The 15,888-nt window shown below is 69.8% G+C and carries 6 protein-coding genes and 2 rRNA genes; 1 reads left to right on the top strand and 7 read right to left on the bottom strand.

Going from position 1 to position 15,888, the window contains the following annotated elements; all coding sequences use genetic code 11:
• Positions 1-172 precede the first annotated feature (172 nt).
• From ETAA1_RS17205 to ETAA1_RS17225, 5 genes are all read right to left on the bottom strand, one after another.
• Positions 173-2,080 (bottom strand): hypothetical protein, encoded by a 1,908-nt coding sequence (locus tag ETAA1_RS17205; protein WP_145240575.1) that lies wholly within the window; start codon positions 2,078-2,080, stop codon positions 173-175.
• Positions 2,081-2,099: 19 nt separating this feature from the next.
• Complete coding sequence (locus ETAA1_RS17210) at positions 2,100-4,595, bottom strand: outer membrane protein assembly factor BamB family protein (RefSeq protein WP_145240577.1); 2,496 nt, start codon at positions 4,593-4,595, stop codon at positions 2,100-2,102.
• Positions 4,595-8,263 carry a PVC-type heme-binding CxxCH protein gene (locus ETAA1_RS17215; protein ID WP_145240579.1) on the bottom strand — a complete coding sequence of 1,223 codons (3,669 nt, stop codon included), beginning with the start codon at positions 8,261-8,263 and terminating at the stop codon, positions 4,595-4,597. The genes ETAA1_RS17210 and ETAA1_RS17215 overlap by 1 nt, the downstream gene beginning before the upstream one ends.
• Before the next feature lie 124 nt (positions 8,264-8,387).
• Positions 8,388-8,496 (bottom strand): 5S ribosomal RNA (gene rrf / locus ETAA1_RS17220).
• Between the two features lie 164 nt (positions 8,497-8,660).
• Positions 8,661-11,428 (bottom strand): 23S ribosomal RNA (locus ETAA1_RS17225).
• A 1,278-nt stretch (positions 11,429-12,706) separates the two neighbouring features.
• Between ETAA1_RS17225 and ETAA1_RS17230 the strand changes: the two genes are divergently transcribed.
• A complete protein-coding gene (locus tag ETAA1_RS17230) occupies positions 12,707-13,555 on the top strand; it encodes a transporter family protein (RefSeq protein WP_145240581.1) in 849 nt (282 codons plus the stop codon).
• 265 nt (positions 13,556-13,820) lie between these two features.
• Here ETAA1_RS17230 and ETAA1_RS17235 read toward each other — a convergent pair whose 3' ends face one another.
• Both ETAA1_RS17235 and ETAA1_RS17240 read right to left on the bottom strand, forming a co-directional pair.
• Entirely contained in the window at positions 13,821-15,080 is a 1,260-nt protein-coding gene (locus tag ETAA1_RS17235) for a Gfo/Idh/MocA family protein (protein WP_145240583.1), read from the bottom strand.
• Complete coding sequence (locus ETAA1_RS17240) at positions 15,077-15,877, bottom strand: 3-keto-disaccharide hydrolase (protein ID WP_145240585.1); 801 nt, start codon at positions 15,875-15,877, stop codon at positions 15,077-15,079. Before ETAA1_RS17240 ends, ETAA1_RS17235 begins: the two co-directional genes overlap by 4 nt.
• Between the last annotated feature and the right edge of the window lie 11 nt (positions 15,878-15,888).

Genomic DNA, 15,888 nt, shown 5'->3' on the forward strand with positions numbered 1-15,888 from the left:
GCCGCGAAGGTCGGTCGGGTCGGGCGGTCAGCCGACGCGACGGGACGAGCGAGCCCCGGCCTGCGTAAGCAGGCACAGGAGGTCGTCGGCAAGTCGCGTGGTGCGGGCCATCGGCGTCCGAGTGTGTTTCCACCGGCAGTGTACACGGCCGCCCCGGGCGGGGCAACGGGATTCAGCGGACGCGGCGGTACGTCGGGTACGCGCCGGCGTTCGGGTTCGCCGCGCGGTTGAGGAACACGTCGAACCACGCGACCCCGGCGGCGACGGCCGGGGCGAAGCCGGCTTTCCCGACGGGTTGCGCCAGCTCGACGCGCAGCCGGTCGCCGTCGCGGCGGGCGGTCACGGCCAGCGGCGGCAGCGCGTCGAGCGCCGCCCACACGCCGTCGATCGCCTTCTCCTCCGCCTTCGACTGCGCCTCGGGCGGCGGGAATTCGTTGCCGTCCGGGCTGAACCGGGGGCCGACGGGTCGCGGCGGCGTCGGCACGCGAACGACCGGCCCCGCGGCCGGCGCCCCGGCCACGAGTAGCGCCCGCGCGGCGCCGCCGAGCCGGAGGAACCCGGCGAGCGCGGCGGGATTGTCCGCGGGGAGTGCGACCGGCGGCGGGCCGGCGGTCACCGCCGCGGCGACGGCCGCGCGGTCGAGCCCGACGGCGACCGCGGCGTCCTTGCGGGCGTAGTGGACGGCCGAGTTCCACGGCAGGCCCGCCCCCGGCAGTGACAGCACCTTGACACCGTCGACCGACTCCGACGCCGGCTGCACGGCCTCGGCGCCGGTCACGTCGGCGTGCAGCTTCGGCAGGAACTCCTCCCACGCTGCGGCGACCTCGGCGGTCTCGGCGTGAAGCACCACCGTGGGCAGCGCGGGCACCCCCTTCGCCAGTTGCTGCTGCTTCGGTGCGAACACGGTGACGGCTCGCGTCCGGCCGACGAGCCCGTCCGTGACCGGCGTCTTGGTGCGGGCTTCGATCTCCTTCACCGCCTCGGCGGGCGTGCGGCCGAGGGTGCCGGTCGCCTTCGCGGCGGCGTCGAGGAAGCCGAGCACGGCGGCGGCGCGGCCCTTCTCGGGGAACGACACGGTGGCGGCGAACGCTCCCGCGCCGCCGGCGTGGCCGAGGAATTCGGCCTTCGCCCCGGGGCCGGAGAGAACGGTCAGCAGCGGGCTCGTCGTGCCGGGGGCGAACGCCGCGGTCAGGTCGGCGGCGAGGCCGCCGTCGCGGAAGCGGACGGTGCCGGCGACGTGCGTCACCGCCCGGTCGCCGCCGAGCATCCGGACCCAGCCGAGGGCGTCGGGCTCGGGGCCGTCCTCGGCCGCGCGGCGGGCGGCGTCGAGCTTGGCGAGGAGGGCCGCGGCGTCGGCGTAGACGAACAGGCCGGGGCCGGCGCTGGCGTCGCGCGACGCCTTGAACGCGGCGACGCCGCCGAGGCCGGCCCCCTTCCCCCGGTAGCGCGTCAGCACCGCGGCCACGGCCGCCTTGCTGGTGCCGTACACGAACAGCCCCGGCGTGTACGCGGCGGTCGCCTCGTGGGTGCCCTCCGCGGGCGGCTTCGTGTTGTCGAGCTTCTGCTGGCCGGTGTTCGGGTCGAACGACGGCTGCGGGACGCGGAACTGGTACACCGGCACGCCGTCCACGGCGGCGACGCGGCGGACGTGGGCCAGGGCCAGGAAGCCGCGGGCGGCGAGGCCGGCGGCGGCGCTGTCGCCGGTGAGCACGGCCACGACCGCCTCGGGGTCGCCGGTGTCGGTGAACCCGGTGACGCCGGCCGCGACGCCGCCGAGCCGGCCGACTTCGGACGCGAGTTCGGGCGACGCCAGCAGCCCGAGCACGGCCAGCTGCGGCTTGCCGAGGATGTCGTGCGCCGTCTTGCCCGCGTCGCGGCGGGCGTCGACGAACTTCGCCACGTCGGCCAGCGGGCTGCCGGCGAGCGCGGCCGTGACCTGCGGCGCGAGTTTGCCCGCGTCGCGGACCTCGACGTAGGCGAGGGTGTCGGCCGGGAACAGGTCGGCGACCGCGGGGCCGGCCGCGCGGAGCGGCGGGGCGGCGGCGGCGACGGCGAGCACGGACCAGACGAGGCGGTACACGCGGGGGGCTCCGTCGGGGTCAGCGTCGGGGCGACAGCCGGGCCAGCGCGGCCGCGGCTTCGGTCGTCAGCCGGTGGTGCGCCGGGCCGGCGGCCCAGCGCGTCAGTACGGCGCGCGCGGCCGGCGTGCCGATCGTCTCCAGCACCTCGGCGGCGCGGATCGCGCGCAGGTCGTCGGGCCGCGTCGGGGGCGCGGCGAGGCGCGTCAGCAGGTCGCCGGCCAGCCGCCGCACCTCGGCGGAGGGGGGCGCCGCGGCGACGGCCCGCAGCGCCGGCCCGGCTTCGGCGCCGATCTCGCCCAGCTCGCGGGCCGCGGCCTGGCGCGTCGGGAACTCGGCGTGTCCCAGGTCGGCCACGAGCCGGGCCACGCGCTCGGCCGGCACCGCGGTCGGCACGGGAATACGTTCGCCGAGCAGCTTCACCGCCGCGTCGGGCGTCCGGAGCAGGTACGCGATGCCGCGGTGGGCCGCGGCCGCGTCGGGCGTCGCGAGCAGCTCGTACGCCTCCACCGCGCCGGCGACCGCCGCCGCCGGCGCCGGCCGGGCGGTCGCGTCCCACACCAGCGCCGTGCCGTCCACCGACGACGACAGCAGCCGGGTGCCGTCGGCCGAGAAGCGGAGGCCGGTCACCATCCCCTCGTGCCGGTCGAACGACACCAGGGCGTCCCCCGTCGTCACGTCCCAAAGGGTTATGACGCCGCCGGAGCTGCCGGTGGCCACCCGCGCGCCGTCGGGCGTGAACGCGGCACAGCCGAACGTCGCCTCGCCAACGCCCAGGGAGAGCCGGCGGCCCGGGGTGCCGGTCCGCAGGTCGAACAGCGTCACCTCGACTGCGTCCACGACGGCGAGCCAGCGGCCGTCGGGTGAGAACGTCAGTTCCTGCGGGTCGGCCGGGCCGGGGATCTCGAACCGCTTCCGGCCCGTCGCCACCTCGTACACCGCGACCGGGTTCGCGCTCACCGCCACGAGCCGGCCGTCGGCCGAAACCGCCCCGACCGAGCGCCCCTCCGCCGGTCCTACGGCCAGGCTCCGCAACTGCGCCCCCGTCTGGGTGCTGTACACCCCGGTGACGGTGCCGCCGAACACGCCGAACCGCGTCGCGTCGGTCGGCGGGAAGGCCACGAACGGCGACTCGCCCGCCGGCAACGGCACCGTGGCGACCAGTTTCCGTTTCATCACGTCGCGGACGTGCAACTCGGTCACGTCGCCCACCTTGCCGAGGCCCGCGGCGAGGCCGGAGCGGGCGTCCCAGAACACGCCGCCTTCGTCCACGAACTCGGTTGCGAACGACTCGCCCGCCTTCCCCGTAGCCGGGTCGAACGTCATCACCCTGCCGTCGGCGGCGAGCGCGGACGCCAGCTTGCCGTCGGCCGAGAAGCCCGGGTCGCTCATCGGCGGCAGCCGCTCGACGCCGGGGCCGCTGCCGTCCCTCGGGTTCCACACGCGAATGCCGCCGGTGTCGTCCATCGCCGCCACCCACACCCCGCCCGGGGCGACGGTCAGCGGAGCCTGCGCGGTCACGCCGGCCGGCGCGGCCCACGCGTCCTTCTCTTGCCCGGTCGCGGCGTCGAGCCGCGACAGGCTGCCGTCCTCCTGCACCGTCAGGATCGACTTGCCGTCGGCGGCGAATCGGACGACCTGGGCGGCCACCTCGGGCGCGTGGAAACCCTCGACGGGCTCCTCGGAGTCGGTGGGGTACAGCACCGGCGGCGTGCCGGCGATGGCGAGGCGGGTGCCGTCCGGGGAGAAGGCGAAGTCCACGACATCGTTCTGCGACGCGGGGTACGTCCGCACCCGGCGGCGGGTGGCGAGGTTCCACAGCCACACGCCGGTGCGCGGCCCGGCCGCCGCCAGCCACCGACCGTCCGGCGAGAAGCCGACCCGCAGCGGCGGCTGGTCGCCCGGGACCCGCAGTTCGCCAGCCCGGTCGCCGCTGGCGAGGTCGATCAGGACGATCCCGTTCGGCACGGCCGCGGCAAAGAGCTTACCTTCTGGGTGCACGGCGATGGCCGACGCCCCTTCGCCCGGCAGCGTACCTGGCGCCAGGTCGCGGACGCGGCCGCCGGCGAACGGTTCCCACACGCGAACGCGCCCGTCGAAGGTAAATAGCACCGACCGGTCCGGAGCCACGGCCGCGGCGGCGAAGGGGGCAGCAAGCCGGGCAACTTCCTTACCCGTGGCCGCATCCCACACGCGGAAACCGTCCTCGGTGGCCGACGTGCTCAACAGGTGTTTGGCGTCCGGGAAGAAGCCGAGGCCGGTGAGGGCGCTACCGTGCCGCAGCCGGACGGAGCCGAACCTCACCAGCGCCCCCGCCGGGAGCGGGTCGCCGTTGCGGTCAAACCTCTGCGGCCCGGCCGGGGTGGGCGCCGCGGAGCGCGCCGCCCGGGGATGTCGAGCGTCGTCGCCGGGCGTCAGCAAGCGGGGTGGGTTCGGCACGGCTGCGGGCGGCGGCTGCCCCGCCGCCGGCAGCGCGGCGAGGGCGACCAGCACGGCGAACGCTACGGCGCGCGGCATCACTTCCCCGGGCTCAGTTCCGTGCGGCTCGTCCAGGCGATGGCGTTGACGAGCAGGCGGAGGAAGTTCGCGTCGCGGAAGTCGTCGGGGTGGCCCAGCGACGTGTAGAACACGCGCTGGTTCCCGCGCTCGCGCAGCCACGCCACCGGCTCGTCCTGCTTCGGGATGGCCCCGCGGAGTAGCACCGTCACGTCCGACGCCACCGCCGGGTTCTTGTACAGGCTGCCGTTCGACTTGAACGCCGCCACGCCCTTCAGGACCGGGTGGTTTCGCGCCGCCTTCTCGGGCGTAACGTCGGCGACGACGCCCGCGCCGAAGTGCCCCTTGTAGTCGCCGCCGAACACCTCGGCGTCCATCGGCAGCCAGTTCTGGAACCCGTGGCTCGCCGTCCGCACGCCGACGACCGGCTTCCCCGACGCCACGTACTTCTTGACCCGCTCCAGGTCGTCGCCCTTGATCTGGAGCCGGCGGGTGAAGAACACCGCCACGTCGGCCTTCTCCAGCGCCTCCAGCCCCGGCAAATTGGCGTCCTTCTCGGCCTTCGCGGCCACGGTGACGCACTCGACCGGGTTCGCCGATTCGAGCTGCTTCCGGAACGCGGCCAGCGACTCGTCCGACTTGTACTCGAACGACCCGGACACGAGCACAACCCGCAACTTTCCTCTCGCCGCCGGCGCGGGCGGGTCGGCCTTTTTCGGCGCGTCCGCCGCCACGTACGCGAGCAGGTCGGCGACCTGGGCGTCGGTCAGCGTGTCGAGCAGCTTCTCGGGCATCAGCGACACCGCCGACGGCGTCAGCGTGTCGACGTCCGCCTTGTTCAGAACGGTCCGCACCGGTTGGTCGTTGACGACGTTCACCAGCGTGACCGAGTCACCGGCCGACGGCTCGACGATGCCGCTTAGCCGCCGGCCGTCGAGGGTGCCGACGGTTTGCACGACGAACTCGGGCCGGATGTAGCCGGACGGGTCCACGATCTGGGCCAGAAGGTAGCCGCGGTTCTTGCGGTCGGCGGTCGTGAGGTCCGGCCCCACCTTGCCGCCCTCGCCGTGGAGCGTGTGGCAGGCCGCGCAGTGCTTCGTGTACAGCGCCTTACCGCGGCCGGCGTCGGCCCCCTTCTCGCGGCCGACGGCGACGTTGAGCCACGAAATGCGGGCCTGTTTCTCGCCGGCGGTCGCGGCCTGGAGCTTGCCAAACTGCTTCTCGACCAGCGCGGTGAGTGCGGCGTCGTTCAGGCCGACCGCGGCCTTGGCGTGCTCGACGGTCAGGTCGGCCTTCGGGAACGTGCCCGCCTCGACGCGGCGGAACAGTTCCTTGCCCCAGGTCGGGCGGCTCAGGAGCAGCTGCACGCCGCGCTGCTTCACCTTCGGTGACCAGCCGGCGTAGGCGTCGAGCACGACCGGCGCGAGCGCGGCGTCGTCGAACGTTTCGAGCCCGCCGAGGAAGCCGACGCGGAGAGCGTCCGACTTCACCTTGCCGAGCTGGTCGCGGAACGCGGCGAGGGCGCCGTCGGGCTTCACTTGCCCGGCGAGGGCCACGGCCTTCAGCCGTGCCGCTTCCGGGAGTGACTCGTCCGTCACCCGCGCCAGAACGGCCCGCCGGGCAGCCGGGTCGTTCATGCGGGCCAGCACTTCGAGCAGCGTGTCGTCGGCCGGCCGTTTCTCACGGAGGTCGGTCAGGTCGGCACGCAACTCGGCCGGCACGGCCGGGAGCGTCCGCCCCTGAAGGGCGGTGGCCATACCCTTCAGCAGCGGGTCAGGGCCGTGCTTCTCCCAGCCGGCGAACAGGGCACCGAGCACCTTGAGACTGTCCTTGTGGTCGGCGGCCATAAGCCGGCGGGCGGTCTTCTCGGCGAGCTGTTGGTACACCGGGCCGGCCGTGCCGTTGTCGGCGGGGAGCCCGGCGTGCCCGCCCACGCTCGGGTGCTGGCTGATGTTCGACTCGACGGCCCACCAGAGGAGCATCTGAAGCGAGGCGTCGCGGGCGACGAGCGGGTTCGCCCTCAAATCGCCGACGAGAAGCGCCGCCGGGACCGCCTTCAACGTTCGGGCGGTGCAGGCGAGCTGGGCGACGACCACCGGGCTGGGGTCGGTCGCCGCGAGCGACTTCAACTCGTCGGCGGCGAAGTCGGTGCCGCCGGGTGTCTCGCCGAGCAGGCGCACCGCCCACGCCCGGACGTGTTCGTCCTGGTGGCGGAGCAGCGATTGGCCGAGCGGGCCGTTGAACCCGCCTGCCCCGAACACCGCCCACAGGTGCTCGAGCGCGACGACATCCGGGTGGCCAAACACCCGGTCACGGAGCGGTCGGTACGACATCGGGTCGCGGCGCTCGGCCAGGACCAGCCGGGCCTCGTTCCGCCACCACTTGTTCGGGTTGCCGAGTTCGGCGATCAGATCGGCCGTCGGGAGCGTGCGGAGGTTCTTCGTCACCGGCTTCGGGGTGCCGCCGTAGTCGAGCCGGTAGATGCGGCCGTTCGTGCGGTCCCAGCTGTCCACCGGGTCGAGGTGCGCCGCCCGCTTGTCGGTGAAGTCCACGACGTAGACGCAGCCGTCCGGCCCCTGGAGGCAGTCCACGGGGCGGAAGTGGTTGTCGTCCGTCTCGATCAGCTCGCCGCCGTGGCTCGCCCTGAACGACGCCCCGACCGGGTCGAGTTTGTGCCAGTAGACGGCGTTCGACAGCAGGTTTGCGGCGACGTACTGGTTGCGGTAGCGTTCGGGGTATCGGTCAGCCTGGTAGACGACGCCGCCGCACGTGACGTGGCCGCCGCGGAAGCCCGTGTACGGCACGTGGTCGAAGTAGCCGTAGGTGTGCGGGTTGTGCAGCGGGCCGTGCTTCGAGAAGCCCTTGATGTAGTACGCCAGCGGGAACTGGTGGAGGCACGCGAACCCGCCCCAGTTGGTGCCAGCGATGGCCTGGCCGTGGCGGTCGAAATCGAGGCCATAAGTGTTGCCGCCGCCTTCGCTGAACAGCTCAAACCGCTTGGTGAGCGGGTGGTAGCGCCACAACCCCTGCTGAAACTCGACGACCGGTTCCGCAGGGTGGGCGGGGTTCTTGACGCGGCAGGTGCTGGTGCTTCCGGCGGCGCCGTAGAGCCAGCCGTCCGGCCCCCACTGGAGCGAGTTCGCCAGCGAGTGCGTGTCGTCCATGCCGAAGCCGGTGAGCAGCACTTCGGGGTTGCCGTCGGGCACGTCGTCGGCGTTGCGGTCGGGGTAGTAGAGGAGGTACGGCGTCTGTGCGACGTAGACGCCGCCGTGCCCCAGGCAGAAGCCGCTGGCGATGTTGAGCCCGGTGACGAAGTCCTTCGACTTGCGGTAGACGCCAGTCTCGTCGGGGTCGCTGAGGATGGTGATACAGTCGGCGCCCTTCGGCCCGTGCGGCGGCGGCTCCGGGACGCGGTCCCAGATCGTACGAAGGTACTGGTCCTGGCGGACGGGCTTGAGTCCGGCGTAGTTCGGGTACTGGAGGTATTGCAGCACCCACATCCGGCCGCGGTCGTCGAAGCTGATGCTGACCGGCTGACGGATCATCGGCTCGGACGCAACGCAGGTGACCGAGAAGCCGTCGGGGAGCTTCATCCGCTTCGCGGCGTCGGCAGGGCTCGGGCCGTCGGCGTGTGAGGCCGTGGGGAGGACAATCGCCAGGACGGTCAGGAGAAGGTACCGACGGAACATCGCGCCGCACTCCGGTCACGGGTCGGTTGGTGGAGATAGCATCCGGGATCGACCGCAGGATTGCAAGCAATCGGGAGAAAAGAAAAAGCCCCCCGCAACCGGAGTTGCGGGAGGCTCAAAGTTATGCCGGCGATGACCTACTCTCGCGCTGGACGCACTACCATCGGCCCCGGGTGCTTATCGGCCGTGTTCGGGATGGGAACGGGAGTTTCCACCCGGGCATGGTCACCGGCAGTTCGGGTGCGACCGGCGCCCGCCCCCGGGTAGGGGGTGGGGCGCCGCCCGCGTGTACGGGAGGCATCGTGGTGATGCGGGGCGGTGTGGCGTGTGTGCTTCAACTACCGTGCACCGGCGGCCGAGGCCTCTACCTCCGGGCTGTCCCGGGGGGAGGGGCGGTGCGGCCAAACGGTCGGCTGTTAGTACCGGTCGGCTGAGCGTGTCGCCACGCTTGCACGTCCGGCCTATCGACCCGGTCGTCTCCCGGGAGCCTTCATCTTACGAACCGAGACCTGATCTTGGGGGGAGTTTCACGCTTATATGCCTTCAGCGTTTATCCGTTCCGCACGTGGCTACCCGGCGGTACCGCTAGCGCGATAACCGGCACACCAGGGGTGCGTCCCTCCCAGTCCTCTCGTACTAGGGAGGAAGCCCCGCGAGTCTCGTCCGCCCGCAGCAGATAGGGACCGACCTGTCTCACGACGGTCTAAACCCAGCTCACGTACCACTTTCATCGGCGAACAGCCGAACCCTTGGGAGCTTCTCCACCCCCAGGACGTGATGAGCCGACATCGAGGTGCCAAACCTCCTCGCCGCTATGAACGCTCAGAGGAGATAAGCCTGTTATCCCCGGAGTACCTTTTATCTGTTGAGCGACGGCCCTTCCATCCGGGACCGCCGGATCACTAACCCCTGCTTTCGCACCTGCTCGCCCCATCGGGCTCGCAGTCAAGCCCCCTTCTGCGTTTGCGCTCGAGGCCCGATTGCCGACCGGGCTGAGGGGACCGTTGGGCTCCTCCGTTACCGTTTGGGAGGAGATCGCCCCAATCAAACTGCCCACTTAGCACGGTCCCCGGCCGGGGTTCACCGGACCGGGTTAGAATTCAAGCACGGCAAGGGTGGTGTTTCATCGACGGCTCCCCCCGCTCCGAGAAGCGGGGTTCACGGCCTCCCACCTACGCTACGCATGCCGGGCCTAAACCCAATACCAAGCTGCAGTTAAGGTTCACGGGGTCTTTCCGTCTAGCTGCGGGTATGTCGCATCTTCACGACAACTACAGTTTCACCGAGTCTCTCGTGGAGACAGTGGTCCAGTCGTTACGCCATTCATGCAGGTCGGAACTTACCCGACAAGGAACTTCGCTACCTTAGGACCGTCATAGTTACGGCCGCCGTTTACCGGAGCTTCGGTCGCCAGCTTCGCCCTTGCGGGCTAACCGCCTCCCTTAACTTACCGGCACCGGGCAGGCGTCAGTCTGTATACCGCGGCTCACGCCTTCGCACAGACCTGTGTTTTTAGTAAACAGTCGCTAGACCCTTTTCGCTGCGGCTCACCCGGAGGTGAGCGCCCCTTATCCCGAAGTTACGGGGCCAATTTGCAGAGTTCCTTCACGAGAGTTCTCTCGAGCGCCTTGGAATACTCATCCCACCCACCTGTGTCGGTTTTGGTACGGTTTCCGCGCGGCACTTCTTGCCGGCGGGGTCCGGGATATCGGGGTCTTAATCGCCCTGAGGCAATCTGATAAGCCTGCACCCTTTCCCCACCGGGTTAAACCGCACGGGAGCGCAGGAATATTAACCTGCTCCCCGTCCCCTACGCCTCTCGGCCTCGGGTTAGGCACCGGCTGACCCTGGGCGGATTTACCTTCCCCAGGAAACCTTAGGTTTACGGCGGACGGGATTCTCACCCGTCTTATCGTCTACTCGTTCCGGCATAATCACTTGCACGCGCTCCACGACCCGTTGTCCGTATCGCTTCGCCGCACGTGCAACGCTCTCCTACCGCGTGTAGTAAACTACACACCCGCCGCTTCGGCATGACGCTTGAGTCCCGTTCATTATCGGCGCGGAACCCCTCGACCGGTAAGCTATTACGCACTTTTTAAATGGTGGCTGCTTCTAAGCCAACATCCCGGCTGTCCTCGGGGTTCGACCTCCTTTCGCACTGAGCGTCATTCGGGGGCCTTAGCGGGCGGTCCGGGCTGTTCCCCTCTCGGCCCTGGAGATTGTCCCCCAGAGCCTAGCTGCCGGGCCTTGTATAGTGGTATTCGGAGTTTGGCTCCGACGGGTAGCCGGGTAGGCCCCCGTTCGGAATCAGTCGCTCTACCCCCACTACCAACTAGCCCGACGCTAACCCTAAAGTTATTTCGGAGAGAACGAGCTATCTCCACGTTTGATTAGACTTTCACTCCCCCGCCCGGCTCATCCCCGAGTTTTTCAACACTCGTGAGTTCGGTCGTCCAGTGGGTGTTACCCCACCTTCGTCCTGGCCGGGCGTCGGTCACGTGGTTTCGCGTCTGCCGCCGACGACCCAACGCCCCGTTGGGACTCGGTTTCCCTGCGGCTGCGGGCCAAAGGCCCTTAACCATGCCGCCGACGGCAAGTCGCCGGATCATTATGCAAAAGGCACGCAGTCAGGCATGCGGTTGCCCGCGTAGCCCTCCTACCGCTTGTAGGCGTGTGGTTTCAGGTTCACTGTCCTCCCCTCTCGGGGTTCTTCCCATCGTTCGCTCGCGCTACTCTACGCTATCGGTCGCCGGGGAGTATTTAGCCTTGCGGGATGGTCCCCGCGGATTCGGACCCACTTCCACGTGTTGGGTCGTACTCAGGATCCCACCCGGCCTGTTCAGGATTCGCGTACGGGGCTTTCACCCTGTGTCGCCGGCGGTTCCACGCCGTTCCGCTCCCCGTCCAGGTCCTACTGGTGGTCCTACAACCCCGTGGGGTTACCCCCACGGTTTGGGCTCGTCCGCGTTCGCTCGCCGCTACTGACGGAATCGAGGTTTCTTTCTCTTCCTGGGGGTAATGAGATGTTTCAGTTCCCCCCGTTGGCTCGGGTACCCCGGGATCAGAGCCCACTTGACGGCTCCCCCGGGCGTTTCGCCGCCTGTCGCGCCCTTGAGCCTCCCGGCGCCAAGACATCCCCCACACGCCCTTACTAGCTTGGCCGCACCGCCCCAACCCCCCGAGCCGTCTCGGGTCGAATCGGGGCGGCGTATCCTCTCGCCACAACACAGCCATGGCGGATGAGTTTGCACCAACTCCAAGGCCTCGGTCACCAAACACTGTAGTCGTCGCACACACTTCACCGCCCGGCCCACCGCCCGCAGCAACACCGCCCCACACCCTCGCGGGTGAAAAGCCGTGCGGCCGCGAACCCGGACCGGGCTCGCCTCACATCACCACGTTGCCAAAGACCGTCGGCCGCTCCCGCGGCCGGTTCCCGAATCGGCGTCACCGCCAACTCGGTTCACACAAGTTATGGGGCGGTGAAGAGGGCGGCCACCGGCCGCGAAGATTTTTCTTGCAATCAGCTGCGAGAGGGGTTGCGAGGCCCACCCGCGGCGCAGAGCGGGGGGTCAGTCGTGTGTTGACGCTCACAAGAACTGCTGCTGTGTTGAATCCAGCTACCCATGTGCCGCTTCACGCGTGCGGTTGTGGGTCAGCACTCGAAACTGCCTCCGGTGCTCGCGGGAGGCATCCGACCGCCCACCGATCGCACTCCCCAGCGGACGCTCGTGCCGGGGGCAGGCCGACTCGACCTGCCAGTTCGGCTCGTGGGGGTGACGTCCGTGCGGCTACGCGCCGACGTACCCATCGGCAGGATTTCCGGGCAATCGCGACCGCCTCACGGGCGACGGCTGGCGCGGGGACTCAAGCATGGGGCTGGGGGCTTCTGAACCCATGCGCAATCACGCCCTGTCCGACAGATTCAACCGCACAAGGCAGGGAGCCGGCTGGTCTGGTAATACCTCAGGCGGCTCCGCATCGACCGCCGAGGGGTTCCCGCGGGACCGATTCGACCGCTGACATAGCATCTCGCGGAACCCGGGGAAAGTTGTACGCGTTCCAGGATTTCCTGCACCGCCTACGCAGGTTCTCCCGATTCTTTATCTGGCGATGCTTTGCCAAACTACGCCCTCGCGCCTCGGAGGCCGGGCGATCGCATCATTCTGTGCTTCGGAGCACGCGATCGGGCACCCACCAGTTGCTGACTCGGGGTGATCCATGGAAGGGAATCCCTTCTCGTACCCAGGAGTAGGCCGGTACGCGGCCGTACTCGCACTCGCCGTTCTCTCGCTCGATGGCCGCTCGTCGGCTCAGCAACCGACGCCACCGACTGGTGCGCCGGCCATGGGGTATGCGAGGCTGGTCGATGCCGTCTCCCCGCAGCAGCCGAGTGCCGGACCCGCGCCCGACTGCGGCCCGACACCGTGTCGGGCCGAAATGCGTCTCGGCGAGACGATCCGTGCGTCGCTCACCGGCGACGATAATCCGTGGCGGCCGCTGTCGCTCGACACCTTCTTCACCGAGGGGTGGCGCGAGCCTTGGGCCGGTGGGCCCGCCGGGCAGTCCGGATTGACGCCGCGCCACGGGTGGCTGGGGGCGTTCGAAGGGGTGTTCTACCGGCTCTGGCTGGTGAACGGGAGCTACATGAACGGCGTCCCCAGCACGAACGGGGGGGACGGGAGCGGGTACTCGGGCGGCATCGCCGCCTTCCTCCCGCTCAGCCGCCGATTGGAGCTGTACATCAACGCACCGCTCGCCAGCCCCAACGGGTCCCTGGGTGCGACGAGCGAACGCCGGACGGAATTCGGCGACGTGCAGGTCGCCGCGTCGTTCCTGCTCTCGGAAACGGAAGCGACCACCCAGTTGTTCACCCTCGGTGTCACTCTGCCGACCGGGCAAGCCGAGACGGGCGGCGGCCTCACGACGATCTTCCCCCGGTACTCGTTCTGGACCAACCCGGGCGGTGCGTGGGTGGTCCGCGGCGGAACGGGCGTCAACATCCCGGTGAACGAGTCGGCCGCCAGTTCGACGTTTAACGGCGACATCGCGGTCGGCCGCTACTTCCGACCGCACGACGTGCTGTTCGGCGACCTCGTGTTTTACGCCAACTGCAACATCATTACCCCCATCGACAACAGTGGTGGGCCGACGTACGTCGGGGCCGGCCCCGGCATGCGCTTCCAAATCACCGGCGACTGGTACTTCCTGAATTACTGGGAGGCGCAGGTGTCCGGTGAAAAGCCGTTCAACTACCAGACGCAGATCGCGATCGTGAAGGCGTGGTGATCTCCGCCGGAGCCCGCGGCGTGGGCGGCGGGGCATTCGCCCCCGTAACTCGCGCCCGGGGCTCCTGCATCAATCCGGACAAGTGAACCAGCAGGCCCGTCGCTTCCGCTCCGGGGTCCAACGGAGCTGGAAGGCTGCGCCTTGCGTCGTCGTCCGGGCAAGCGCGACCGCCTCACGGGCGACGGCTTGTGCGGGGACGTAGACATGGGGCTGGGGGCTTCTGAACCCACAATCGATCACGCCCGGTCCGATGGATTCGGCAGAGTTACACGAATCGCGTCAGCCCCGGCACCGCGACCGGCGGGTCGGCCACTGCCTGATCCCAGGTGTAGCGGGGCGGGCTCAGGTCCTCGCGCGACGCCAGTGCCTGCTCCCAGGTGATCTGCTGGCCGGTGTACGCCGCCATCCGGCCCATGATCGCCAGCAGCGTGCTCTTCGTCATGTAGTCGCCGTTGTTGATCGGCCGGCCGGCGCGGATGCTGGCGAACAGTTCGTCGTGCTCCGTCTGGTACATCTGGTTGGCCGGGCCGTCGTAGAACCAGTCCTTCCCGCCGGCCGGGTGGAGCGACAGGCCGTTCGTCCGCTCCGACAGCACGGCGCGGCCGCGGCTGCCGACGGCGTGAGCGCTCAGGTCGTTCTTGCAACCGGGGTTCTGCCGGCAGTTGCTCACGAGCCGGGCGCCGCCGCGGTACTCGTACGTCACGGCGAAGTGGTCGTAGATGTTGCCGTAGTCGGGGCTGTTCAGCACGGCGCGGCCGCCCATGCCGATCGCCCGGACCGGGTACTCGTCCTTCATCAGCCAGGCGCACACGTCGAGGAAGTGGACGTGCTGCTCGACGTTGAAGTCGCCGCTGAGCCAGGTGAAGTTGTACCAGTTGCGCATGTGGTACTGCATGTCCGTCTGGCCTTCCGTGCGCGGCTTTCGCCAGCGACCGCCGCGGTAGTCGTTGGCGAACATCGTGGTGATGTCGCCGATCGCGCCGCCGTGGATGCGCTTCACCGTCTCGCGGAAGCCGAAGTCGTAGCGGAGGCACAGGCCCGACACCACGGACAGGTTCTTTTGCTTCGCCATCTCCACCGTCTGGAGCACGTGCCGCACGCCGGGGGCGTCCACCGCCACCGGCTTCTCGGCGAAAACGTGCTTCCCCGCCTCGACCGCGGCGCGGAAGTGTATCGGCCGGAAGTGCGGGGGCGTGCACAGCAGCACCACGTCGGAGCGGCGGATCACCTCGCGGTAGGCGTCGAAGCCGACGAAACAGGCGTCCGCGGCCACGTCCACCTTGCCGGCTAAATCCTTGCGGTTGCGGAGGAGCGTCAGGCTGGAGCGGAGGCGGTCGTCGAAGGCGTCGCCCATCGCCACCAGCTTCACGTTGCGGTCGGCGAGCAGCGCCTGCGTGGCCGCGCCGGTGCCGCGGTCGCCGCAGCCGATCAGGCCGACGCGGAGCGTGTCGTCGCCGGCGGCGTGGAGGGCGGACGCGGAAACGGCCGCGCCGGCGGCGAGGAAGTGACGACGGGAGGCGGTCATGGCGGGCTCGCGGGGGTGGAGGGAGATTTGACCAGGGGCAGCAGCTCGAAGTTGCGCACGAACAGTTCGAAGCCCTCGCACTGGAGGAGTATCTTCCCGCCGGCCGGCGTCACGTCGTAGGCGCGGTTCACGACGGTGCCGTTGATCGACACCGTGATGGTGTCGCGGTCGCAGACGCACTCCACGGTCGTCCACCCGTCGCGCGGGCTCTCGCGGTCCCTGCGGCCGCGGGTGTCGAGCAGTTCCTTGAAGTCCGGGTCGTGGTCGTTCCACCACAGCTGCCGGCCGGTGAATACGGTCTTCGTGCCGCCGGGCGACCAGCGCGGCCGCTTGTCGGGGCCGAGCTTCACGTCGCTGGCGAAGGCGACGGGCACGTCCTTGGTGCGGATCGGGATCAGGTCGCCAGCACAGCCCTGGGCCAGCTGTACCTCGACGCTCGCCATCCACGTTCCGCCGGCGCCGCCGTCCGGTCCGGTGGCGTGGAGGAGCAGCCCGGAGTTGCGGACGTACTTACCGCCGTCGGTGCGCGTGCCCCACTTGTAATCGAGCCGGACGCGGTAGTCGCGGACCGGCTTGTCGGTGGCGAGGTAGCCGAAGCCGTCGCCGGTGACGTGGAGCAGGCCGTCGGTGACGCGGAACACGCGGCGCGGGTCGGCGGCTTTCGTGTCCTTCAGCCAGGTGGTGAAGCCGGACAGGTCTTTGCCGTTGAACGCCACCATGCGGGCCGTCGGCGCGTGGGGCTGAGCCCCGGCGACACCGGCGAGCGCGACGAGTGCGACGAGGACGACCCGGGCCATTCCCGCCTCCG

Source organism: Urbifossiella limnaea (assembly GCF_007747215.1).
GTDB classification, from domain to species: Bacteria; Planctomycetota; Planctomycetia; order Gemmatales; family Gemmataceae; genus Urbifossiella; species Urbifossiella limnaea.

What these genes read in the sequence shown, in the direction of transcription:
- ETAA1_RS17240 (WP_145240585.1), bottom strand. Translation starts at nt 15,877, where the DNA reads ATGGCCCGGGTCGTCCTCGTCGCACTCGTCGCGCTCGCCGGTGTCGCC.
- ETAA1_RS17235 (WP_145240583.1), bottom strand. Translation starts at nt 15,080, where the DNA reads ATGACCGCCTCCCGTCGTCACTTCCTCGCCGCCGGCGCGGCCGTTTCC.
- ETAA1_RS17215 (WP_145240579.1), bottom strand. Translation starts at nt 8,263, where the DNA reads ATGTTCCGTCGGTACCTTCTCCTGACCGTCCTGGCGATTGTCCTCCCC.
- ETAA1_RS17230 (WP_145240581.1), top strand. Translation starts at nt 12,707, where the DNA reads ATGCGTCTCGGCGAGACGATCCGTGCGTCGCTCACCGGCGACGATAAT.
- ETAA1_RS17210 (WP_145240577.1), bottom strand. Translation starts at nt 4,595, where the DNA reads ATGCCGCGCGCCGTAGCGTTCGCCGTGCTGGTCGCCCTCGCCGCGCTG.